The sequence below is a fragment of the Rhizobium grahamii CCGE 502 genome, assembly GCF_000298315.2.
Taxonomy (GTDB): Bacteria; Pseudomonadota; Alphaproteobacteria; order Rhizobiales; family Rhizobiaceae; genus Rhizobium; species Rhizobium grahamii.
The window spans coordinates 89,593-109,872 of sequence record NZ_AEYE02000037.1; the positions used below are offsets into that span (position 1 = coordinate 89,593).

Annotated in this window: 21 protein-coding genes and 2 pseudogenes; 16 read left to right on the forward strand and 7 right to left on the reverse strand. The window is 60.2% G+C overall.

What is annotated here, in order from left to right; translation table 11 throughout:
- The first annotated feature begins 10 nt into the window (after nucleotides 1-10).
- The 6 genes from RGCCGE502_RS31930 (at nucleotide 11) to RGCCGE502_RS38860 (ending at nucleotide 7,238) form a co-directional block, all read left to right on the forward strand.
- Nucleotides 11-1,618, forward strand: coding sequence for an ABC transporter substrate-binding protein (locus RGCCGE502_RS31930; protein ID WP_016558365.1), 1,608 nt, complete (start codon nucleotides 11-13; stop codon nucleotides 1,616-1,618).
- A gap of 23 nt (nucleotides 1,619-1,641) precedes the next feature.
- On the forward strand, nucleotides 1,642-2,820 hold the full coding sequence (locus tag RGCCGE502_RS31935; RefSeq protein WP_016558366.1) for an LLM class flavin-dependent oxidoreductase: 1,179 nt from the start codon (nucleotides 1,642-1,644) through the stop codon (nucleotides 2,818-2,820).
- Between the two features lie 10 nt (nucleotides 2,821-2,830).
- Nucleotides 2,831-3,868 carry an ABC transporter substrate-binding protein gene (locus tag RGCCGE502_RS31940; RefSeq protein WP_016558367.1) on the forward strand — a complete coding sequence of 346 codons (1,038 nt, stop codon included), beginning with the start codon at nucleotides 2,831-2,833 and terminating at the stop codon, nucleotides 3,866-3,868.
- 19 nt (nucleotides 3,869-3,887) lie between these two features.
- Nucleotides 3,888-5,042, forward strand: coding sequence for an acyl-CoA dehydrogenase family protein (locus RGCCGE502_RS31945; RefSeq protein WP_016558368.1), 1,155 nt, complete (start codon nucleotides 3,888-3,890; stop codon nucleotides 5,040-5,042).
- 52 nt (nucleotides 5,043-5,094) lie between these two features.
- Nucleotides 5,095-6,165 (forward strand): LLM class flavin-dependent oxidoreductase, encoded by a 1,071-nt coding sequence (locus RGCCGE502_RS31950; RefSeq protein ID WP_016558369.1) that lies wholly within the window; start codon nucleotides 5,095-5,097, stop codon nucleotides 6,163-6,165.
- Nucleotides 6,166-7,115: 950 nt separating this feature from the next.
- On the forward strand, nucleotides 7,116-7,238 hold the full coding sequence (locus RGCCGE502_RS38860; RefSeq protein WP_280114310.1) for a hypothetical protein: 123 nt from the start codon (nucleotides 7,116-7,118) through the stop codon (nucleotides 7,236-7,238).
- A 329-nt stretch (nucleotides 7,239-7,567) separates the two neighbouring features.
- Here RGCCGE502_RS38860 and zwf read toward each other — a convergent pair whose 3' ends face one another.
- Complete coding sequence (zwf, locus tag RGCCGE502_RS31960) at nucleotides 7,568-9,037, reverse strand: glucose-6-phosphate dehydrogenase (protein ID WP_016558370.1); 1,470 nt, start codon at nucleotides 9,035-9,037, stop codon at nucleotides 7,568-7,570.
- 593 nt (nucleotides 9,038-9,630) lie between these two features.
- Nucleotides 9,631-9,813 (reverse strand): hypothetical protein, encoded by a 183-nt coding sequence (locus tag RGCCGE502_RS31965; protein ID WP_016558371.1) that lies wholly within the window; start codon nucleotides 9,811-9,813, stop codon nucleotides 9,631-9,633.
- 23 nt (nucleotides 9,814-9,836) lie between these two features.
- On the opposite strand from RGCCGE502_RS31965, the gene RGCCGE502_RS31970 reads away from it, so the two are divergent.
- Nucleotides 9,837-10,235: a hypothetical protein gene (locus RGCCGE502_RS31970; protein ID WP_016558372.1), complete on the forward strand. Its 399-nt coding sequence runs from the start codon at nucleotides 9,837-9,839 to the stop codon at nucleotides 10,233-10,235.
- 660 nt (nucleotides 10,236-10,895) lie between these two features.
- Here the strand turns inward: RGCCGE502_RS31970 and RGCCGE502_RS31975 are convergent.
- Nucleotides 10,896-11,283: pseudogene (locus RGCCGE502_RS31975) on the reverse strand (IS110 family transposase); the annotation flags it as partial.
- Here RGCCGE502_RS31975 and RGCCGE502_RS37640 point away from each other — a divergent pair.
- Entirely contained in the window at nucleotides 11,173-11,580 is a 408-nt protein-coding gene (locus RGCCGE502_RS37640; RefSeq protein WP_016558374.1) for a hypothetical protein, read from the forward strand. The pseudogene RGCCGE502_RS31975 and the gene RGCCGE502_RS37640 sit on opposite strands and share 111 nt — an antisense overlap.
- 149 nt (nucleotides 11,581-11,729) lie before the next feature.
- On the opposite strand, the gene RGCCGE502_RS31985 is transcribed toward RGCCGE502_RS37640, so the two are convergent.
- On the reverse strand, nucleotides 11,730-12,521 hold the full coding sequence (locus tag RGCCGE502_RS31985) for an aldolase (RefSeq protein ID WP_016558375.1): 792 nt from the start codon (nucleotides 12,519-12,521) through the stop codon (nucleotides 11,730-11,732).
- 16 nt (nucleotides 12,522-12,537) lie between these two features.
- A complete protein-coding gene (locus RGCCGE502_RS31990; RefSeq protein WP_016558376.1) occupies nucleotides 12,538-13,239 on the reverse strand; it encodes a haloacid dehalogenase type II in 702 nt (233 codons plus the stop codon).
- An 87-nt stretch (nucleotides 13,240-13,326) separates the two neighbouring features.
- Here RGCCGE502_RS31990 and RGCCGE502_RS31995 point away from each other — a divergent pair, with 87 nt between their 5' ends.
- The 7 genes and pseudogenes from RGCCGE502_RS31995 to arsH all read left to right on the forward strand — a co-directional run bounded on the left by RGCCGE502_RS31995 (nucleotide 13,327) and on the right by arsH (nucleotide 18,130).
- The gene (locus RGCCGE502_RS31995) at nucleotides 13,327-14,181 is read left to right on the forward strand and encodes a LysR substrate-binding domain-containing protein (RefSeq protein WP_016558377.1); all 855 of its coding nucleotides are present in this window, start codon (nucleotides 13,327-13,329) and stop codon (nucleotides 14,179-14,181) included.
- Nucleotides 14,182-14,609: 428 nt separating this feature from the next.
- On the forward strand, nucleotides 14,610-14,972 hold the full coding sequence (locus RGCCGE502_RS32000; protein ID WP_016558378.1) for an ArsR/SmtB family transcription factor: 363 nt from the start codon (nucleotides 14,610-14,612) through the stop codon (nucleotides 14,970-14,972).
- Nucleotides 14,960-15,400, forward strand: coding sequence for a GNAT family N-acetyltransferase (locus tag RGCCGE502_RS32005; RefSeq protein WP_016558379.1), 441 nt, complete (start codon nucleotides 14,960-14,962; stop codon nucleotides 15,398-15,400). The genes RGCCGE502_RS32000 and RGCCGE502_RS32005 overlap by 13 nt, the downstream gene beginning before the upstream one ends.
- Before the next feature lie 15 nt (nucleotides 15,401-15,415).
- Nucleotides 15,416-15,943, forward strand: a complete 528-nt coding sequence (locus RGCCGE502_RS32010; protein WP_016558380.1) for an arsenate reductase ArsC — start codon at nucleotides 15,416-15,418, stop codon at nucleotides 15,941-15,943.
- Nucleotide 15,944: 1 nt separating this feature from the next.
- A complete protein-coding gene (arsB, locus tag RGCCGE502_RS32015) occupies nucleotides 15,945-17,003 on the forward strand; it encodes an ACR3 family arsenite efflux transporter (RefSeq protein ID WP_016558381.1) in 1,059 nt (352 codons plus the stop codon).
- Nucleotides 17,000-17,428, forward strand: coding sequence for an arsenate reductase (glutaredoxin) (arsC, locus tag RGCCGE502_RS32020; RefSeq protein ID WP_019280476.1), 429 nt, complete (start codon nucleotides 17,000-17,002; stop codon nucleotides 17,426-17,428). The genes arsB and arsC overlap by 4 nt, the downstream gene beginning before the upstream one ends.
- A pseudogene (gene arsH, locus RGCCGE502_RS32025) lies at nucleotides 17,385-18,130 on the forward strand (arsenical resistance protein ArsH). Before arsC ends, arsH begins: the two are co-directional and overlap by 44 nt.
- On the opposite strand, the gene arsK reads toward arsH, so the two are convergent.
- Together arsK and RGCCGE502_RS32035 are read right to left on the reverse strand one after the other, a co-directional pair.
- Entirely contained in the window at nucleotides 18,131-19,342 is a 1,212-nt protein-coding gene (gene arsK / locus RGCCGE502_RS32030; protein WP_016558384.1) for an arsenite efflux MFS transporter ArsK, read from the reverse strand.
- Nucleotides 19,335-19,697 (reverse strand): ArsR/SmtB family transcription factor, encoded by a 363-nt coding sequence (locus tag RGCCGE502_RS32035; RefSeq protein WP_016558385.1) that lies wholly within the window; start codon nucleotides 19,695-19,697, stop codon nucleotides 19,335-19,337. The genes arsK and RGCCGE502_RS32035 overlap by 8 nt, the downstream gene beginning before the upstream one ends.
- A gap of 42 nt (nucleotides 19,698-19,739) precedes the next feature.
- Here RGCCGE502_RS32035 and RGCCGE502_RS32040 point away from each other — a divergent pair, with 42 nt between their 5' ends.
- Entirely contained in the window at nucleotides 19,740-20,252 is a 513-nt protein-coding gene (locus RGCCGE502_RS32040) for a DUF6428 family protein (RefSeq protein ID WP_016558386.1), read from the forward strand.
- Nucleotides 20,253-20,280 lie beyond the last annotated feature (28 nt).

Genomic DNA, 20,280 nt, shown 5'->3' on the forward strand with positions numbered 1-20,280 from the left:
GTTGAACAAGATGTCACTATTTCCCGCAGCCACCCGCCGCAGCTTTCTCCTGGCCTCGGTCGCACTCGGTGTTACCGCTACAATGCGGCTCCCGGCCTTTGCAGCAACGGCAACCCGCGGAGGCACGGCAACGCTTCTGCTTGCCGCCGAGCCGCCGGTTCTGACGACGATCGCCCACACGGCGTATAACGCGGTCTATGTCTCGCCCAAGACCACGGAAGGCCTTCTGACCTACGACTTCGAACTCAATCCGAAACCGTTGCTGGCCGAGGAATGGACCGTCAGCCCCGATGGCCTCACCTATACCTTCAAGCTGCGCGGCGCCGTGAAATGGCATGACGGCCAGCCCTTTACCTCCGCAGACGTCGCCTTCTCGATCAAGACCCTGAAGGAAGTGCACCCGCGCGGTCGCAACACCTTCCTCAATCTCGTCGATATCGAAACGCCCGACGCACTGACGGCCATCCTCAAGCTTTCCAAGCCGGCGCCCTATCTGATCACCGCGCTTGCGGCCTCCGAAACGCCGATCGTGCCGCGCCATATCTATGAAGGCACCAAGGTCGCGGAAAATCCGGCCAATCTGGCGCCGATCGGAACCGGCCCCTTCAAGTTCAAGGAGTGGGTACGCGGCAGCCATATCGTCTATGAGCGCAACCCGGACTACTGGGACCAGCCACGCCCGTATCTCGACCAGCTGATCATCCGCTTCGTTCCTGATGCCGCCGCCCGCTCGATCGCGATCGAGACCGGGGAGATCGATCTCGCGCCCTCGACGCCTGTGCCGCTCAGCGATCTCGAACGTCTGCAGGCTGTCGAAGGGCTCGCCTTTGAGACCAAGGGCTATCAATACCAGAACGGCGTCAGCCGCATCGAGTTCAACCTCGAGCGCCCCTTATTCAAGGATGTGCGCGTGCGCCGCGCCTTCGCCCATGTCATCGACCGGAACGTCATCCTCAACACCATCAACTACGGCTACGGCGCCGCCATCCCCGGACCGATCAATCCCAACCTCGCCAAATGGTACGTGCCGGATCTCAAGACCTATCCGATCGATCTTGCCGCAGCCGAGAAGCTGCTCGATGAGGCGGGTTACCCGCGTGGCGCCGATGGCATCCGCGCCCGCATCAATCTCGACTACGTGCCGAGCGGTGAGACCTATCCGCGCGGCTCCGAGTATATCCGCCAGGCATTGGCAAAGGTCGGCATCGACGCCACTGTCCGCAGCCAGGATTTCGCGACCTACACGAAACGCATCTACACTGATCGCGACTTCGACTTCGCCTTCGAGGGCATGAGTAATCTCTTCGATCCGACGGTTGGCGTGCAGCGCCTTTACTGGAGCAAGAACTTCAAGCCGGGCGTTCCCTTCTCGAACGGCGCGGCCTACAGCAACCCAAAGGTCGATGAACTGCTCGAAGCGGCCGCCATAGAGGTCGATCCGACGAAGCGTGTCGAGCAGTGGCGCCAGATCCAGCAGCTCCTCGTTGAGGACGTCCCGGCGATCGACATCGTCAGCCAGCCGGAAGTGACGATCTACAACAAGCGGATCTCCGATCACACGATTGGCGGCGAAGGCATCGCGGGCAGCCTCGCCTATGCCTACGTCGCAGCGTCCTGAACCAGACCAACGGGAGCATAATCATGTCCATTCAACCTCGTCCCGGATCGATCGTCGGCCTGCCGAAATTCGCCGCCCCGACCGATTTCCCGGAAAGCCCGCTGTCCCAGGCGCTCAAGCAGCCCGTCCTCCTCGGCCTGTTCCTGCCGATCCAGGCGGGCGGCTGGACGCAATCGACGCTCGAGCGATCGACCGACTGGCGCTTCGACTACAACAAGGCCTTGACGCTGAAGGCCGAGGAGCTCGGTTTCGATCTAGTCTTCGCGCTGTCGCAATGGCTGCCCAAGGGCGGCTATGGCGGCGTCTTCGACGGCCAGGCGCTCGACAGCTTCGTATCGACGGCGGCGCTTGCCGGCCTCACCAAGAAGATCATGCTGATCTCGACCATGCATGTGCTTTACGGCCCATGGCACCCGCTGCACCTGGCGAAATTCGGGGCAACGCTCGACCATATCACCGGCGGCCGCTGGGGCATCAACGTGGTCACCGGCCACCGGGCGGTCGAGCACGAGATGTTCGGCTGGCCGCGCATCGAACACGACAAGCGTTATGAGCTGGCAGCCGAATTCCTCGAGGTCGTGCAGCGCCTTTGGAGCGACAGCGAAAACTTCTCCTTCGAAGGCGAGAGCAGCTGGAAGCTCGGCGGCGGCTTCGTCACGCCCAAGCCAAATTTCGGCCGTCCGATCCTCGTTAACGCCACAGGTTCAGATGCCGGCATCGCCTTTGCCGGTCGCTACTCGGATATCGTCTTCATCACCAGCCCGACGGGTGCCGACATCGACAGTGCGCTGGAATCGCTGCCGGCGCATACAAAACGCGTGAAGGACGCGGCAATCGGCGTCGGACGCACCGTGCGCACGCTGCTCAACCCGATGGTGATCTGCCGGCCGACGGAGAAAGAGGCCTGGGAACTCGCCGACCGGATCGTGGCCCATGCCGACCAGCGGTCGCCGCAGGGCTTCCAGTCGTTGAACTCGGATGCGCAGGCCTGGAAGGGACGCGATCCCCAGGATCCCTACCGCGCCATCGGCGGCAATATTCGCGTGATCGGATCGCCCCAACAGGTCGTCGACCAGTTCGTCAAGCTGAAGGAGACTGGCGTCGACGGCCTGCAGCTCAGCTTCTTCGACTTCCGCGACGATCTCGAATTCTTCGGCTCCAACGTGCTGCCGCTGATGAAGCAAGCCGGCTTGCGCCACTAGGAGAAATGCCATGACAAGCAATGCCATTTCCGAAATCTGGTACACGCGCTGCCCGGTGCCGACGCCCGTCGGTCTTGCCGCGCAGCTCGGCTATCTCGAGGAAAATTTCCGCAAGGACGGCGTGACGCTGAAATCGATCATCGATTCACCCGATCGCAACATTCGCCAGAGCCATTTCAACCACGCGCTCGACTGGTCGTTCCGCCATGGCGGCAATGTCCCCCCGATCCGCGCCCGCTCCGAGGGCCGCAAGACACGGCTCGTCGGCATCACCTGGACCGATGAATTCCAGGCGATCATCACTTTGGCTGAAACCGGCATCAAGACCACAAAGGACCTGAAAGGACGCCGCTTCGGCATCGCTCGCCGCCCTGAAGGTATCGTCGACTTCATGCGTGCCACGGCTCTCAAGGGGCTGATTTCCGCCCTCTCGCTCGAAGGTCTGGCAGTCGAAGACGTCGAAATCGTCGAAATCGCGCTTTCGGACTCCGTGCTGTCTACCCAGGAAGGCCCCTCCCTCTTCGGGCTGAAGCGCCGGCAGGCCTATGGCGAGGAAGTCGCCGCCCTCATTCTCGGCGACGTCGACGCCATCTATGTGAAAGGCACGGCCGGCATCAATGTCGCCAACCTGATAGGCGCCGTTGAGGTGGCGGAGTTCGGCTTCCACCCCGATCCGAAGATCCGCATCAATTCCGGCTCGCCCCGCGTGCTGACAGTGGACGAATTGCTCGCCGACGAGCGGCCGGATCTCGTTGCGCTCCTGCTGGAATCGATCTTCAAGGCAAGCTCCTGGGCCAAAGCACATCCCGATGAAACGAGGCGGTTCGTCGCGCGCGAGGCAGGTGCCACGGAAGAGCAGGTTCTTGCCGCCAATGGCCCTGATATCCACAAGCACCTCGGCCTTGGCCTGCAGCCGGAACTGGTGGACGCAATCGGGCACTACAAGGACTTTCTGCGCGATTTCGGCTTCCTCGCCGCCGATTTCGACATCGCTGACTGGGTTGACCGCCGCCACATCGACGCCTTCGACCGGCGCGCCGTGGCCTGAACCGGGAGACCAGCACACCATGCTTCAGGAAAAGATCGATCCGGTTGACAAGGCGCGGCGGCTCGCCGTCGATTTCACCGAGCGCGCCGCTCACTTTGATGCGACGGGAGATTTTCCGTTCGAGAACTTCACGCGTCTCTTCGAGGCCGGCCTGCTTGGACTGGTGACGGCGCCCGAGCATGGCGGCCATGGTGGCGGGCTTGCCGAGGCACAAGCGGTGATTACCGAAATCGCCCGCGGCGAACCCTCGACCGCGCTTGTGCTTGCCATGCACTACAACAGCCACTACAGCCTGCGCCGCTTCGCGAAGTGGCCAGCCCACCTCGCGGAGCGGGTACTGACGGCCAACCGGCTCGGTCCTGCGCTGATCAATGCCGCCCAGGCCGAGCCACGCATCGGTTCCCCCGCCCACGGTGCGCTGCCCGAGACCATCGCGCGCCGCGACGGAGACGTCTGGCGCATCAGCGGCCACAAGAGCTACGTGACCGGCATACCGGTGCTGAAATGGGTGTCGCTGCTGGCGCTAACCGACGAGGAGGTGCCGCGGCTGGCATCCTTCCTCGTTCCCACCGACAGCCCGGGTGTGCGCATCGAGAAGAAATGGAATGCCGCCGGCATGCATGCGACAGCGAGCGATGATATCATTCTCGACAACGTCGTCGTTCCGCTGGAGGACATTGTCGAATCCCAGCCTGCCTCCGAGCCGCTGCGTCGCGAAGAGCATGCAACCGCCTTCTTCTTCTCGCTGATCGGTGCGGTCTATCATGGCGTGGCGCTGTCCGCGCGCGACCGCGTGCTCGCCTTCGCCGCCCATCACACGCCGGCAAGCCTCGGCGCGCCGCTATCGACGGTTCCCCGTATTCAGGACGGGCTCGGAGAGATCGAAGTCCGGTTGGCAACCAATGCTCGATTGCTGCGCTCACTCGGCGAAGACGTCGATGCCGGCAGGGTCGTCGGAATGGATGGCATGCACGTCCGCCATGTCGTCATCGACAACGCAGTCGCAATCACCAGCCTTGCCCTTGAGCTCGCCGGAAACCCCGGTCTCAACCGCGACTTTCACCTCGAGCGCCATCACCGCGACGCCATCACAGCGCGGTCCCATGCCCCGCAAAGCCACATGATCCGCACGATCGCCGCCCGCAATGCGCTCGGCCGTCTCGCATCGCGATAATTGGGTGATGACCCAGAGCTTTACTGTTTGATTTCACAAGCGCAGGGCAACTATGAGAAAAGACGCCGAATTCCTCTGGTACATACCAAATGACACGAGGCCGGGGCATCGGGGCGATACCGTCGCTGAAAATCACAACAGCCTCGCAACGCTGATGGATCATGCCCGGGCACTCGAACAGCACGGTTGGAAAGGTGCGCTTATCGGAACGGGCTGGGGCAGACCTGATACCTTTACCGTTGCGGCAGCGCTTGCGGCGAGCACGACGACGTTCGAACCGCTAATTGCTGTCCGCCCCGGCTACTGGCGGCCTGCGAACTTCGCGTCGGCGGCCGCGACACTCGACCACCTGACAGGCGGGCGCGTACGCGTCAACATCGTCTCCGGCCTCGACAATCTCTCCGCCTATGGCGACCAAGAAGGAGATCAGGCGCAGCGCTACGCCCGCACCAAAGAGTTCATGGCTCTGGTTCGCAGGCTCTGGACGGAAGAAGCCGTCAGCTATAACGGCGAGCACTTTGGCGTCTCCGAGTCGACCGTCATACCGCGCATCCAGATCCGCGGCGATCGTCGCCACCCGAAGCTCTATTTCGGCGGCGCCTCCGAGGCGGCCGAACGCGTCGCGGCCACCGAGGCGGATGTCCAACTGTTCTGGGGCGAGCCGCTCGACGGTGTCCGCGAGCGAATCGCGCGCCTGAAGGCGTTGAGCCGGGAGCTCGACCGAGATCTACCCCCGCTCGAGTTCGGGCTGAGGATCACCACGCTCGTGCGCGACACCACCGAGCAGGCATGGGCCGACGCCGAAGCGAAGGTTGCCGAAATGGCCAAGGGCAATGGCGCCGGCTGGAGCGATCACCGCAGGGCGGTCGCGGTCGGTCAGCAGCGGCTGTTCGACCTACACCAGTCAGGCGACGTCCTCGACGACAATCTCTATACCGCCCCCGGCAAATTCGGCGGCGGCGGCGCCGGCACGACCTGGCTGGTCGGCTCTGCGGCGGACGTCGCCAATTCCTTGCGCAAGTATCAAAATCTGGGCATCACGCATTTCGTGCTCTCCGATACGCCTTACCTCGCGGAGATCAGACGGCAGGGAAATCAGCTGCTGCCGCTTCTGCGCGGCTGAGATGTGAGTGTGGGAGAGCAGATACGCCCGCGCACCGCATTCCTCCGATCCTGAGCCCTTCCGCTCCAGACGCCACACAACCCGCTAGCTTTCGTTAAACGGCTGTTTTTGGCAAGGGTGCATAAACCCCGTCTGGTGATCGCGAGACCAGCCTAGTTATGGACGGACAGGCTATGAGCGCTGGTATGAACTGCTATGCCTGAAGCTATGTTCTGACATAGAATGTTCCATATGATCGAAGGAGTTGCAGATCGGTTGCAGGGGCCATTCCGACGCTGTCACATAAACAAGGGCTCGGGGTCGCGGCAAGTTTCGACGGTGGCGAAACGCATCCCTCGCTGTTGTTCGTAGCAGCGCAGTGCCCGTCTGAAAGTTGAACGCGCGACGGCCCGGGAGCAGGGCCAACTAACTGCCGATCCAGGCTTGCGTGCCACGCGATGTGGTTTGACATCCAGGCGGGTAGAGCGCCGAATGAATGTCCCTATAGCGCGGCGATCAGGATTGCAATACGAATCTCACCGTGATTGTCGCCGCGCAGTCCCGCCGAGGAGTCGGAATTCATGTGCCCAAGGTTGGTCATCTGCTTGAGCCTGGTGCCTTTCGTAGTTGCTGCGGTCTAGTTGCTCCGGCCAGAGCGCAAAGATCTCTTCCAACCGGCCCAATCTGCGTCAGTGCCATCGAACAGGACTCGGCGCAGGGACCGAAGTAAGCGGCTGTCACCTTATTGTTCCAAGGTCGAGTATTCCATCAACGATGGACGGCGCTCCTCGCACCGATCTTGCTCCGTCTGCGAAACCGGGGACACGGGTGTTTAGGCTCGACGCCGTCGCTTGCGACCACCAATCCACTAGCGCCAAGCCGCAGGCAACTTCGCTTGCCGCCAGAAGAGGGGTGAACGCCTTGACTGGGACATGGTGCTAATCCAGCCAGATCTCCGCTGTGGTAGCGATATGAGTCGATTTGAAGATACGGAAGCCGCCCTGACCGAGAAGCTGCGCGCACTGAAGGTGAAGCCCGACATGACGATAAATCTATCGGCCATCGGGGTTCCACTGAGCGCCGCCGGGCTCTAGCAGAAAGAGATCATGGCAGTCCTTTATGCGTTAGAACAGGACAAGATCGTCGCGTTTGCGCCGGGGAACAGGCTCCGGCTGCTGAAGCCGTTGCCCTGACGGCATCAATGCAGGGGTTCACTCATAGTTAACGCTTAAGGGCACCCTAAACGATACCTTCGCAGACGCGTCCTAGGCGTGACTGCACCATCACCCTTCAGCCTACGGTCCGCATGAGACGAACTGCGATCGCAAGCGGTTATGCGACGAGATTGTGGGAGGTACTGGTTGCTGGCACTCAGAGACTTGTCCATTCGGCATTCCGAGTTGCTTTTGCTAATTTAGTGCCGTCAATCAACCTTCGATGAATCCCGCCAGGCCCGCTCGAAAGGCAGCCTCCACGCATGCGGTGCGATAAGCTGGTGGATCGATTTCGGGCCCCAGCCGCCCTGATCGTAGAGGCGCACCGGCGGCGGGTTGTCCAGTAGCGGCTGCGAGACCTCCCAGAGCCGTTCGATCCCCTCGGCGGTGGTGAACAGCGTGTGGTCGCCGCGCATAGCGTCGAGAATCAGGCGCTCATAGGCCTCCAAGACTTCGCCGATCAAGCCTGTTTCACTCATGGCGAACTGCAGCGAGAGTTTGTCGAGCCGGAAACCCGGACCTGGGCGCTTGCCGTAAAAGGAAAGAGAGACCTTGGAGGCGTCGGCGAGGTCGAAGGTGAGGTGATCCGGCCCCTGCGCGCCGACGCCGGAACCCGCCGGAAACATCGATTTCGGCGGCTCGCGGAAGGCAATCGAGATAATGCGCTGCCCTTGAGCCAGGCGCTTGCCAGTACGCAGGAAGAAGGGGACGCCCGCCCAGCGCCAATTGTCGATTGCGCATTTGAGAGCGATGAACGTATCGGTGTCGCTCTCGGGATCGACCCCCGGCTCTTTGCGATAGCCGATATATTGACCGCGCACCACGTCGCGCGGCTCGATCGGCAGCATGGAGCGGAACACCTTGTTCTTCTCCTCGGAGATCGGCGCTGGTTCAAGGGCTGTGGGCGGCTCCATTGCCATGAAGGCGAGGATCTGAAAGAGGTGGGTCACCACCATGTCGCGATAGGCGCCGGTGGTCTCGTAGAATGCCGCGCGGGTCGAAAGACCTAACGTCTCCGGCACATCGATCTGCACATGGTCGATGAAATTGCGATTCCAGATCGGCTCGAACAGGCCGTTAGCAAAGCGGAACGCCAGGATGTTCTGCGCCGGCTCCTTTCCGAGGAAGTGGTCTATACGGAAGATCTGCTTCTCGTCGAACACCTCGTGCAGTTTGCTGTTGAGTTCCACGGCGCTGGCAAGGTCTGTTCCGAACGGTTTTTCCATGATGATACGGGAACGCTCCACCAGCCCGGCCTCGGCGAGAAGCTGCACGGCTGGGAGCGCCGCTTTCGGCGGCACCGACAGGTAATGCACGCGCCGCGTCTCTGGTCCCATTGCCTCTTCAGCCTTAGTTACCGCGTCCTTCAGCACGTGGGCACCCGCGCCGATCGGTGCGTAATCAAGTGATGCGGCAAAAGTCTCCCATTCAGCCTGCGTGAACTTGCGGGTCAAGAACTTATCCAGCGCCTCGCGAGCAATGGTGCGAAAACCATCGACATCGATATCGTCGAGCGACACGCCGACGATCCGGCAACCCGGGATGAAACCGGCGTTAACAAGGTGGAACAACCCCGGAAGCAGTTTACGCCGGGAGAGATCACCCGTAGCACCGACGAGCACGACGACCTGCGGATAGCCGGGGCCGACCCTTGTGGAATTCTTGCGCAAAATGTCCATCCCAGAGTTTTCAATTGCACCCAGCACGGGGACGACACCGCGACTGCCCCGCGCCGTCGCGAAGCTGGCTGTCCACGTCCTCGAAGCGGTTACGGCAAACCCTTACCCGACCTGAGGTTGAATAGAGGCATGGATCCCGAGGTCAATCAAGGGGTAAGCGGCCGCCCTTCGTAGAACGTCAGTCTTGCTGAGGCCGTGTTACTTAAGGCGGGACGGTCGCCAGTGGCCACGTCTAAGGTGCGATCCTCCTCTGCTGCGTGCCGCTTAGCTACTCGCCGTCTCGAACCCGCTGAATGTAGCGCCTTCTGTCCTCTTCGGTTGCGCCAATGGATAGATCCTGCCCCAGCTCAATACGCTGGGCTACAGGTTGCCAAGGCCTTCCGGGGTTTTCCTTTGTCCATAGCTGCCTCGCACGTCGTTCGATTTCAGCGTCTTCCAAGCTAGTCTCCTCCGTTTCAACGAAGGTAGCACGGGTGGGCTTTAGGCACGAGCTGACCTTGATGGAACCTTTACAGAGCTATGGCCAATCCGAAACGGCTTTGGCGACAGATTTTCCGCGTTGTTAAACTTCTCCACAGCGGGCAAAAGTCAGGTCAACGGCCCATCGTCGCGTATTTTGAGGTGAGACGTCGAACCTGATCGTTCTTGTATTCTTCTGCCGCCTCGCGAGAAGAGAAGATTTCACGATCCGTGACTGCGTCGTTTTCTTCAACGGTTACGAGGTACTGGCTCCTTAGGGGAACCACCTCAACCTTGAAGGCTCGGTTGCGTTCCATCTCTTCCTCCCTGCGAGCGCGCCATGACTAAACTCAGGACGATCAAGCCTCTCGTGGCTACTCTGCCACCACTCATCGGTCGCGCCAAGGGAGAGAAGGCGAGAGATCAGTACCGACGCCAGACGCAGCCATGGCGCGCCTGGTACAACACCCCACGATGGGAACGTCTCAGGCTTCAGGCCTTCGAGCGTGACCTCTACTTCTGCCAGCGTAGCGGAGAGATCTGCTCGGGCACTGGCACCGATCCGAACTCACCGGTGGCTAACCATCTCATCCCACATCACGGCGATCCCGCTCTCTTCTGGGACATCAACAACATCGGGACGGTGACCAAGCGCATCCACGACGGGCTATCCAGTCCGAGGAGCGTAGAGCTGCTGCTGGTCGATAGTAGAGAAGCCAGCCCTCACCAATGGTTATAGACCCACCACAGACAATATGCGGCAAGCGCAAACACGAAGACCGTATAGACGAAACGCCTTGCCATCAGTTCCCTCCTAAAGGGTAAGTAGTGGTTTCCACGCGGAACTGAGCCGGTTATGGAGTGAATCCCTCGGGCTGGACCAGCGAAACGCTTCAAACTAAGCCGCCTGCTGGGCGAGTTGAGTTTCGAATTCTGCTGGCGACAAGTAGCCAAGGGCTTAATGTAGTCGCTTGGCATGTAAATCTGCTCGATGAACCTGGGCAAGTGGTGAGCGATGGGGTCGTCTAATAGCGTGGCATTTTGCAAGCGTTTTTTTCAATATTCGCTTCTTCCGGGACTACGGTGAGTTCCGGAAAGCAAACGGTTAAGCGCCAGGCCTCTGGTTTTCGAATGCGTCACCTGAGCGCTTGCCGGAAGCAGGGTCGTCTTCGCGGTCGACACGTCGTGGTCGCCGCATGATGGGGCTTCGCAGGGTGGGATGTTCCAATGTGGACGACGCAATCCGCTATTGGCAACGGTTGCACCCCAACACGCGGAATCATCCTGCCTACGTCCCGGCAGGGACGTCCTGACGCCAGTCCATCGGGACGCTGGCGGAAAGTAAATCTTTGTCAGAGCAGGTAATGGTCGAAACGGCTAGCCGTTGGCGACGCCCATTGATCGTCACCAAACGTGTGCGCGCCGCAACCAGCGTCCGGGTGAGCATGCTGTCATAACTTTTGACCCGAACCTCGAGGAAAAAACCCACCTCAGCAAGCTGCGCCAGTCCGTCTGCATCATTTGCGTCTGTTTTGTTGGCCGCCATATCGCGGGCCGCTTTGGCATGCCTTGTATCAATGCAAATCGCCGGAATCCCTGCATCGGTCAGGGCGTGGTAAACCATATCGAAAGAGGCCGGTCTCAAAGACCACCCGTTTGGCGGCGGGCGCTCGTTCATGCAGCAATGCGGCAATACAGCTTGGATCGGATTTGCATTTTTCCAACCAACAAAAGCCTTGCTGGATCAAGATCTGCAGGAACACAGCGACTTCGGAGACGTCCAGCATGTTTCGTTCTCATTCGCCGATGACTGGGTCGCCATAAACGGCGAAAAGAACCGTAGGGGCAGCGCTAGCGGCATGGTGATCTTGAAGAACAGCTTTGCCTTGGGGCTGCTCGCAAGCTCCTTGATAGACAAGCAATTCAAGCTCCCTCGTTGGATGCTCTTCGACAACATCGAAGATAAGGGCATGGTTGAGGAACGATCGTGGAATTTTCAGCGGTTGATCGTGGCACTCTCCGAGCAGTCCGTTGTTCCCCATCAAATTCATATTCACGACGTCCAAGATCGCTCCCGAACTTGACCGACCGGACCTGATTGTCGGTAGGCGCTATACCCGCGCGTCAAGTTCCTTGAATTGAATATTCCGCGCAGAAGTGATCCGGTTCAGTTCTGCGCGGAAACGAACACACAATGACTAAAGAGCTTTCAAATGCTCCGTTTCTCATCCGATCAGTCTCGATAGTCTGGCGCCTGGCGCTCAAGCATCCGCCGGATGCTTTGGAGATGCATCCTGGCACTTTCCGGATCGCCTTCCCTCATTTGCCGGGCCGCCTCGGCGGCGACATCAGGTAAAACCGGCAGGAGCCTGCGGCCCGAACCCATCGCCTTCAACTGGACTTCGGCGGCACGCTCAAGATAGTAGAGATCGTCCCAAGCCTCGGCTATGCTGGGTGCACAGACCATGACGCCATGATTTCTCATGAACAAGATATCTCTGTCACCAAGCACAGAGGCAATTCTGTCGCCCTCGCTTTCGTCCAGCGCGAGGCCGTTGTAGTTGTCATCCACCGCGACACGACCGTAGAACTTGAGCGCCGTCTGCCCCGCCCAGACCAATGGCTCGCCTTCGACCATGCTAAGCGCTGTGGCGTTCGGCATGTGAGTATGAAATGCCGCGCCGACCCGCGGCGACATCTTATGCAGTCGCGCGTGGATGTAGAAGGCGGTCGCTTCCGGGACGCCATCACCGACAACAACGTTGCCCTCGAAATCACAGATCAGCAGCGATGAGGCGGTTGCCTCCTGAAACGCCCAGCCGAGGCGGTTGACGATGAAGAGTTCGGGATGCCCGGGCACAAGGGCCGAGAAATGATTGCAGATTCCCTCTTCAAGGCCCAGGTGAGCAGCCATGCGAAGGCAAGCAGCAAGGTCGATCCTGGCTTGCCAGATCTCCTCGCTATCGAGCGGGAGATTGTGACGTGGAGTGTGGTTCCCCTTGTTAATATTCAGCTCATGCGCCATTCGTGTCTCCTCAGGGTTACATCCAGCCCGCTGCGGCAAGGATGGCAGGTACCTTGTCGAGCGTCAGGGCGATTGCATTCGGGTGGTAATCAGAAAGCGGTTTGCGGCCCGTGCCACGGTCAATCCAAACTGTGCGAAATCCAAGCTCACGCGCTGCAGCAAGATCAAGATGTGGGCTGGCGCAGATGTGCACCAGATCGTCCATACCAATGCCAAGGCTTTGCCAGGCGTGACGGAAGGTCTGGACGGAGGGCTTGTAGGCACCAGCTTGTTCCGCCGTGATGACGCGGTCGATTGAACTTCCAAGCTGGGCGACATTTCCCGCGATGATGGCGTCGTCCGTATTCGAGATGATGGCGAGGCGGAAACCCGCAGCCTTCAGCTTTTCCAGTGTTGCCACAACCTCCGGAAACGGCGGCATCCTGCCAATGGACGACGTCAGGATCTCGGCATCTGCAGCCTCGAACGGAAGGTCGAATTCGACCATCGCTCTTTCCAGAGCAAGGGCGCTGACTTCGGCAAAGGTTCGGTGCGGACGCTCCGCTTCCAGTGCATGTTCATGTCGGTCATAGACTGCGATGAAGGTTTGCTGATCGATATCGCCACCTTTTGCGGACAGTATCCTGTCCATCGCCGATAGCAACCCTTCGTCCCACTGGATCAGGGTTCCGTAGCAATCAAAGGTCAACCATGTTGGTCTTGCTCCATGCAATGTCATGTCTTGTCTCCTTTTTCAGCCAGACATTGACAAACACATCAATCATTGGAAAATTAAATATCATCATATCGATAATCGAGAAATCAAATGAGCTTCGGCTTCGATCTGGACCTCCTGAAAACCTTTGCCGCGGTCGTTGATTGCGGCGGCTTCACTAAGGCCGCCGAGCGGGTGCACCTCACGCAATCGACGGTGAGCCAGCAGATCAAGAAGCTTGAGCTCAACATCGGTTCTGCCCTGCTGCGTCGGGACAAATCGTCAGGAACCGTAGAGACGACTGAGGCCGGGGAATTACTGCTGAGCTATGCCCGCAGGATACTTGCGACCGCAGCGGAAGCCGCCGAAGTCATGCGGAAACCTTTTGCACCCCGAACCGTGCGCCTTGGGGTGCCGGAGGATTTTGCCGGGCGACGCCTCATCGATCTCCTGTCGGGATTTTCTGCGGCATCGCCCCATATCAGACTCGACACCGTCAGCGGCTGGAGCACAGAGCTTCGACGTCAATTGGACGCGGGCGAAATTGACCTCGCGCTGATCAAGCGCGAGCCCGGTAATGGGCAATGTCTTGCTAGTTGGAAGGAGAAACTGGTTTGGGTTCAATGCGCCACGCGTTCCATCGAGGCCGACCCCGTGCCACTTGCGGTGTTTCCCGTCGGATGCATCTACCGGGATCGGGCTATCCGCGCTATCGAGCAAAGCGGTCGCCGTTGGAGGATTGCCTATACGAGCCAAGGCTTGATTGGTGTGCAGGCAGCGGTCGCTTCGGGCCTCGGGATCAGTCTGTTGCCATCCGATGCGGTGCTTTCCGAACACCGGCAGCTAGGTCCTGCTGATGGCTTCGACGATCAGCCGGCGTCTGAGATAGCGCTGGTGAAAGGTCGGGCAAGTTTGTCCAAAGAGGCAAAGTCGCTCGGAGGTTTCCTGGCGAATAACCTTGGGTAGCGCTCTCCGAATTGAGCTCCCAATTTTGGCATCGACAAAGTTCATGCCGCGCCGGACTCGACGCGCCGAATCCTTCGACAGTTCCCGCCACGAACGCGGACCCCGAATAGTTTTTGAAGTTTCTTGAGCCGGTTATGCTGCAGAGAAGCGATGTATCGCGAACCGCTGTCACCCAAGCTAGACTATCTGGCGCAAACATATTTTCAGTAACGATCTACGATGGCTTGCATGTCGCTCGTGTGTTACTTGTTGCGGGCATACTCAATGCCTTAATCCCGATCTTGAACTTGCAGTGATGCCGGCGATTCGAGCGACGGACGATACCCTTCTCGTCCTTGATCCTATTCAGGATGGGTGTTCACTGCCCACTCGATCTCGAATCTCCCCCTCGCAATTGACATTGGTCACATATCCGTTATTCTGGATACATGGAAGCAAAGAACGCGATTGCGGCACTGGCCGCCCTGGCGCAGACAACGAGGCTCGAGACCTTCCGTCTGCTGGTAAAGGCTGAACCGGACGGCATCCCGGCCGGTGAACTCGCGCGGTTAATGGACATCCCGCAAAATACGATGTCCGCGCATCTTGCGACGCTGGCGCGAGCCGGAATCGTCAAAAGCGAGAGACAGAGCCGCTCCATCATCTACAGGGCCGATCTTGAAGGCTTCCGCGAGCTGACCCTGTTCTTGCTGAAAGACTGCTGCGGCGGAAACGCTGAACTTTGCGCTCCTCTGATCGCCGATCTCACACCCTGCTGCGTGCCCGGGAGCTCCCAGTCATGCGCCAACTGAGACTCGAACCCGTTCCTGTGTCCGACAATCTCCGCGCGGCACTGACGGCAGCGGGGCTTCTGGTCGACGATCTGGACGGCTCCGACCGCGATTACTTCGTCTGCGTGGACGCTGAGGGGCGAGCAATCGGATATTCCGGCATCGAGGCTTGCGGTGACGATTCCGTTCTCCTGCGGTCTCTCGTAATCCTCCCCGCCCACCGTTCGCGGGGGCATGGGCGGCATCTGGTGGAGCTGACGATCGAGAAGGCACCGCCCTCCGCTGACGTCTATCTCGCCACCGCAAACACGGCTTCGTTCTTTGAACACATTGGCTTCGCCTCTGTCGAGCGCGACGAGGTGCCGTCTGCCATCCTTGCAACCCGCCAGCTCTCGGGACTGTGCCCTGCATCGGCGACGATCATGAAGCTGTCCAAGCCACCGACCTAACCACGGAACACGACCATGACCGACAAGACCTACAACGTGCTCTTCCTGTGCACGGGCAATTCCGCACGTTCCATTCTCGCCGAATCCATCCTCAACAAGGAGGGTGCCGGGCGCTTCAAGGCATTCTCCGCAGGCAGCCAGCCCAAGGGCGAGGTCAATCCGCACGCGCTCAAGGAGCTGGACGCCCTCGGCTATCCATCTTCGGGCTTCACATCCAAGAGCTGGGATGTCTTTTCAAAACAGGGCGCCCCGGAGATGGATTTCATCTTCACCGTCTGCGACAGCGCCGCCGGGGAAGCGTGTCCTGTCTGGATGGGCCATCCGATGACCGCCCATTGGGGTGTCGAGGATCCTGCGGCGGTTGTCGGCTCGGAAGTCGAGATCCAGCGCGCCTTCGCGCAGGCTGCCCGCTTCCTCAAGAACCGCATCACGGCCTTCATCAACCTGCCGCTGGCCTCCATCGACCGAATGGCGCTGGAACAGCATGTGCGCCAGATCGGCTCGCTCGAAGGCGCTTCCGTCAAATCCGCGAAGGCGGATTGAGATGTCCACCTTCGAACGATACCTGACCATATGGGTCTTCCTCTGCATCGTCGTCGGCATCGCCCTCGGGCACCTCATGCCCGGAGTATTTCACACGATCGGTGCGGCCGACGTCGCAAAGGTGAACATCCCGATCGCAGCGCTCATCTGGCTGATGGTCATCCCGATGCTGCTCAAGATCGACTTCGGGTCTCTGGCGAAGGTCGGAAGCTACTGGCGTGGCATCGGCGTGACGCTCTTCGTCAACTGGGCGGTGAAACCATTCTCGATGGCACTGCTCGGATGGCTGTTCGTGGGCTGGCTCTTCCGCCCCGTGCTTCCGGCCGATCAGATCGACGCCTATATCGCCGGCCTGATCATTCTGGCGGCCGCGCCCTGCACGGCTATGGTTTTCGTGTGGTCGAACCTTACCAAGGGCGAGCCGCACTTCACCCTGTCCCAGGTCGCACTCAACGATGCCATCATGATCGTGGCCTTTGCTCCAATCGTCGGACTTCTCCTTGGACTGTCGGCGATCACCGTCCCATGGGACACGCTGACGATCTCTGTCGTCCTTTACATCCTCATCCCGGTGGCCATCTCTCAGATCATCCGCAAGAGGCTCACTGCCGATGGCACGACCCGGTCGCTCGACCGTCTTCTCGCCCGGCTACAACCACTCTCCCTCCTTGCACTGCTCGCCACGCTGATCCTGCTCTTCGGCTTTCAGGGTGAGCAGATCATCGCGCAGCCGACAATCATCGGCCTTCTGGCGGTTCCGATCCTGATCCAGGTCTACTTCAACTCTGGCCTGGCCTATCTGCTGAACCGGATGTCGGGAGAACAGCACTGCGTTGCCGGGCCTTCCGCCCTCATCGGGGCCAGCAATTTCTTCGAACTCGCAGTCGCGGCGGCGATTAGCCTGTTCGGCTTCCAGTCCGGCGCGGCTCTCGCGACAGTCGTGGGCGTTCTCATCGAGGTCCCTGTGATGCTGTCGGTCGTATGGATCGTGAACCGCTCGAAGGGCTGGTACGAAGCCGCCCCCGCCGTCTCCAAGAACATCGCTACCGAAAGGACATGACAATGGATGTCACCATCTACCACAATCCCGCATGCGGGACTTCGCGCAACACGCTCGAGATGATCCGCAACGCCGGCATCGAGCCGACAGTCATCGAATACCTGAAGACACCGCCATCCCGCGCAGCGCTGGTGCAAATGATCGCCGACGCTGGCCTGACGGTGCGCGAAGCAATCCGTGAAAAGGGAACGCCTTTCGCTGAACTCGGTCTCGACAATCCGGATCTAACCGACGACCAGTTGATCGACGCCATGCTCAAAGATCCGCTCCTGATCAACCGTCCGTTCGTCGTCACGCCGCTCGGCACCCGCTTGAGCCGACCGTCCGAGGCCGTTCTCGATATCCTGCCGGACACGCACAAGGGCGCTTTCACCAAGGAAGATGGGGAGAAGGTTCTCGACGAGAAGGGAAAGCGCATTGTCTGAGACGTTTCCAGCCCTCGAGGAACGGCATCTGCATCAGCCTGACCTGGACGCCTTCGCCCGAAGTTCTCGTCACACAAGCCGCGCATCTTGATCCTCTACGGCTCGATACGCGAGGTCTCCTACAGTCGGCTGCTCGCCCACGAAACCCGCCGCCTGTTGGATCATCTCGGATGCGAGGTTCGGGTTTTCGATCCCAAGGGACTACCCTTGCCCGACGACGCGCCAGTCAGTCATCCGAAGGTCCAGGAGCTCAGGGAGCTGTCGGAGTGGTCAGAGGGACAGGTCTGGGTCAGCCCTGAGCGTCACGGTGCGATGACGGGCGTGATGAAGTCCCAGATCGACTGGATCCCGCTCGCCGTCGGCTCGGTCCGTCCAACGCAGGGCAAGACGCTTGCGGTGATGCAGGTGTCCGGCGGCAGCCAATCGTTCAACGCCATCGGCCAGCTCCGCATCCTCGGCCGCTGGATGCGGATGATCACCATTCCGAACCAGTCTTCGGTCGCTAAGGCCTTTCAGGAATTCGATGCCGATGGGCGCATGAAGCCGTCGTCCTACTACGACCGTGTCGTCGACGTCTGCGAGGAGCTGGTGAAGTTCACGCTGCTGACCCGCGATGCCTCTTCTTATCTGACCGACCGCTATAGCGAGCGCAAGGAAGACGCTGCGAAGCTCGAACAGCGCGTAAAGTTGAGCTCGATCTGATCAGCCGACGGTGACGGTATTTTGTCTCGTCGCCATCGACACACTGACGAACGCGGCCATGCCCACCATGCCGAGGGCTGCCGTGGCGAACAACGACAAGCCGACACCGATCCGCTCCATTGCCATCGCGAAGACCAAAGGCGCGGCCGCTCCCATGGCAAGCCGCGCCGCCGCCATCCTGCCCGTGATCGCGCCATAACCGTCGCTCCCGAACAGATAGAGCGGCAGGCTGCCCTGCGCGATCGAGTTGATCCCGGATCCCAGGCCAACGCATATGGCGAACGCGATGGCCCCCGGCAGCCAGCTTCCGCTCAGGCCTAGGATGACGATGCCAGTCACCATAAGCGCCGCCGATATGACAGCCAGCAAGGGCGGCGACAACCGCGTTCCGAAGATCATGTTGATCAGGCGGCTCAGAACCTGCGCCGGTCCGAATAGCGACCCGATGACCACCGCCGCTGTCCCGAGACCGAGATTCCCAAGCATCGGAACCATATGCGCGAGGATGGACGCTAGGGTGAACCCGAGGATGGCGAAGGCGGCTGAGACGACGATCATCGCGCCGCGGCGCGCTTCCGGCGGGATCACACCAATCACCCGTTCACGTTCGCGGGTTGCTCCTCTGGCGTTTGCAGCCTTTCCCCTCCGCATCATCCAGAAATGCAGGGGCATGCAGACGAGCAGATTGAGGGCGGCGAACGCCAGGTAGATTTCCCGCCACGACAGGCATTCCATCAGCGCGGAGGATATCGGCCAGAAGATCGTGGAGGCGAAGCCGCCGATGAGCGTCAGGTAGGTGATGCTCCGGGATGCCGTCTTGGGTTCGCTCTCAACGAGCGCCGCGAATGCCGCCTGGTACTGGACCATCCCCGAGGATATCTCCAACAGGACGATCGCGAGCGCGAAGACCGGTACCGATGGCGACCATGCACACAACGCGAGCGTGAGCGCGGAGAGTACCGATCCGACGGTGAGAACGGTCGTTGCCCCGGCCCTGTCCATCTGCCTGCCGATCACGGGAGCCGATAGGCCTCCGATGAAGAGCGAGGCCGAGAAGACGCCAAAGACCTGCTCGAGCGTGATGCCGAGATCCTTCGCCATGCCAGGCGCGAGGATCGAGAACGAGTAGTAGAGCGTCCCATAGCCGATGATCTGTGTCAGGCCGAGCGCAGAGATCGTTGTGAGCGAAGTCGCGTTCCTTGTATCACGCATGCGGGTTCGCTTCCGGTGTCTCGGTGGAGCAGCAGTCCCCCTTGCTCTCGGGTGTCCCAAGGACGCGTGGATGTCCCATGCAGCAGTCATGCATGAGGAACGTCACCAGACCGGAGAGCGCATCGTAGTTGGCGCTGTATAGAATCGAGCGCGACTCACGTCTCTGCCCGATCAGTCCTGCGCGTTCGAGCTCCTTGAGATGGAAGGAGATGTTGGACGGCGAGACGTTCATCTTCTCAGCGATCGCTCCGGCAGCCATCCCCTCCGGGCCTGCGACCACAAGGGTGCGCACCACCGCTAGACGAGTTTCCTGCGACAGTGCCGCGAATGACATAAGCGCTTGACGTTCGTCCATATTTCAATACTCATTGAATCATCGAAACAAGGAGTAGCGCACATGAATGCGATCGACAAGAGCCTCTCGACGGATATCACGCTCGGCCATCTTCTCGACATCCTGGCGACCGCGCCTGATGCCCCCCTGATCTTTCACTACGACGGACGCCCGGTGAAGGCGGGCTATCACGTGACCGAGGTGAAGGCAGGCCAGTTTTCGGCCCTGGACTGCGGAGCCAATTTTGAAGCGTGGTCGGAAATCTTCGTGCAGCTCTGGGACATCGACGAGGATGGGCGGACGCACATGCCCGCCGGAAAGTTCTCCGCCATCATCCGGAAGGTCAGCGACCACGTGCAGCTTGAGCCGTCCGCAAAGCTCACCTTCGAAGTCAGCGATGGCGAGAGGCCTTTGGCTCTCTATTGCGCGGCTTACCCACGCCTGCAGGACGGATCATTTCTGGTGACGCTGGACGCTCGCCCCTCCACCTGCAAGCCTCGTGACCGCTGGCTTGTTGCGGAGAAAGCGAAGAGCTCTTGCTGTGCGCTATCCTCGAGCAGCAGTTGCTGTTCCTGACCTAGTTTCGGGACAACAAAAAAGGCCG

Excerpts from the sequence above, each read along its gene's own strand:
- RGCCGE502_RS31930 (WP_016558365.1), top strand. The coding sequence starts at position 11 with ATGTCACTATTTCCCGCAGCCACCCGCCGCAGCTTTCTCCTGGCCTCG.
- RGCCGE502_RS31935 (WP_016558366.1), top strand. The coding sequence starts at position 1,642 with ATGTCCATTCAACCTCGTCCCGGATCGATCGTCGGCCTGCCGAAATTC.
- RGCCGE502_RS31940 (WP_016558367.1), top strand. The coding sequence starts at position 2,831 with ATGACAAGCAATGCCATTTCCGAAATCTGGTACACGCGCTGCCCGGTG.
- RGCCGE502_RS31945 (WP_016558368.1), top strand. The coding sequence starts at position 3,888 with ATGCTTCAGGAAAAGATCGATCCGGTTGACAAGGCGCGGCGGCTCGCC.
- RGCCGE502_RS31950 (WP_016558369.1), top strand. The coding sequence starts at position 5,095 with ATGAGAAAAGACGCCGAATTCCTCTGGTACATACCAAATGACACGAGG.
- RGCCGE502_RS38860 (WP_280114310.1), top strand. The coding sequence starts at position 7,116 with ATGAGTCGATTTGAAGATACGGAAGCCGCCCTGACCGAGAAGCTGCGC.
- zwf (WP_016558370.1), bottom strand. The coding sequence starts at position 9,037 with ATGGACATTTTGCGCAAGAATTCCACAAGGGTCGGCCCCGGCTATCCG.
- RGCCGE502_RS31965 (WP_016558371.1), bottom strand. The coding sequence starts at position 9,813 with ATGGAACGCAACCGAGCCTTCAAGGTTGAGGTGGTTCCCCTAAGGAGC.
- RGCCGE502_RS31970 (WP_016558372.1), top strand. The coding sequence starts at position 9,837 with ATGACTAAACTCAGGACGATCAAGCCTCTCGTGGCTACTCTGCCACCA.
- RGCCGE502_RS37640 (WP_016558374.1), top strand. The coding sequence starts at position 11,173 with ATGCAGCAATGCGGCAATACAGCTTGGATCGGATTTGCATTTTTCCAA.
- RGCCGE502_RS31985 (WP_016558375.1), bottom strand. The coding sequence starts at position 12,521 with ATGGCGCATGAGCTGAATATTAACAAGGGGAACCACACTCCACGTCAC.
- RGCCGE502_RS31990 (WP_016558376.1), bottom strand. The coding sequence starts at position 13,239 with ATGACATTGCATGGAGCAAGACCAACATGGTTGACCTTTGATTGCTAC.
- RGCCGE502_RS31995 (WP_016558377.1), top strand. The coding sequence starts at position 13,327 with ATGAGCTTCGGCTTCGATCTGGACCTCCTGAAAACCTTTGCCGCGGTC.
- RGCCGE502_RS32000 (WP_016558378.1), top strand. The coding sequence starts at position 14,610 with ATGGAAGCAAAGAACGCGATTGCGGCACTGGCCGCCCTGGCGCAGACA.
- RGCCGE502_RS32005 (WP_016558379.1), top strand. The coding sequence starts at position 14,960 with ATGCGCCAACTGAGACTCGAACCCGTTCCTGTGTCCGACAATCTCCGC.
- RGCCGE502_RS32010 (WP_016558380.1), top strand. The coding sequence starts at position 15,416 with ATGACCGACAAGACCTACAACGTGCTCTTCCTGTGCACGGGCAATTCC.
- arsB (WP_016558381.1), top strand. The coding sequence starts at position 15,945 with ATGTCCACCTTCGAACGATACCTGACCATATGGGTCTTCCTCTGCATC.
- arsC (WP_019280476.1), top strand. The coding sequence starts at position 17,000 with ATGACAATGGATGTCACCATCTACCACAATCCCGCATGCGGGACTTCG.
- arsK (WP_016558384.1), bottom strand. The coding sequence starts at position 19,342 with ATGCGTGATACAAGGAACGCGACTTCGCTCACAACGATCTCTGCGCTC.
- RGCCGE502_RS32035 (WP_016558385.1), bottom strand. The coding sequence starts at position 19,697 with ATGGACGAACGTCAAGCGCTTATGTCATTCGCGGCACTGTCGCAGGAA.
- RGCCGE502_RS32040 (WP_016558386.1), top strand. The coding sequence starts at position 19,740 with ATGAATGCGATCGACAAGAGCCTCTCGACGGATATCACGCTCGGCCAT.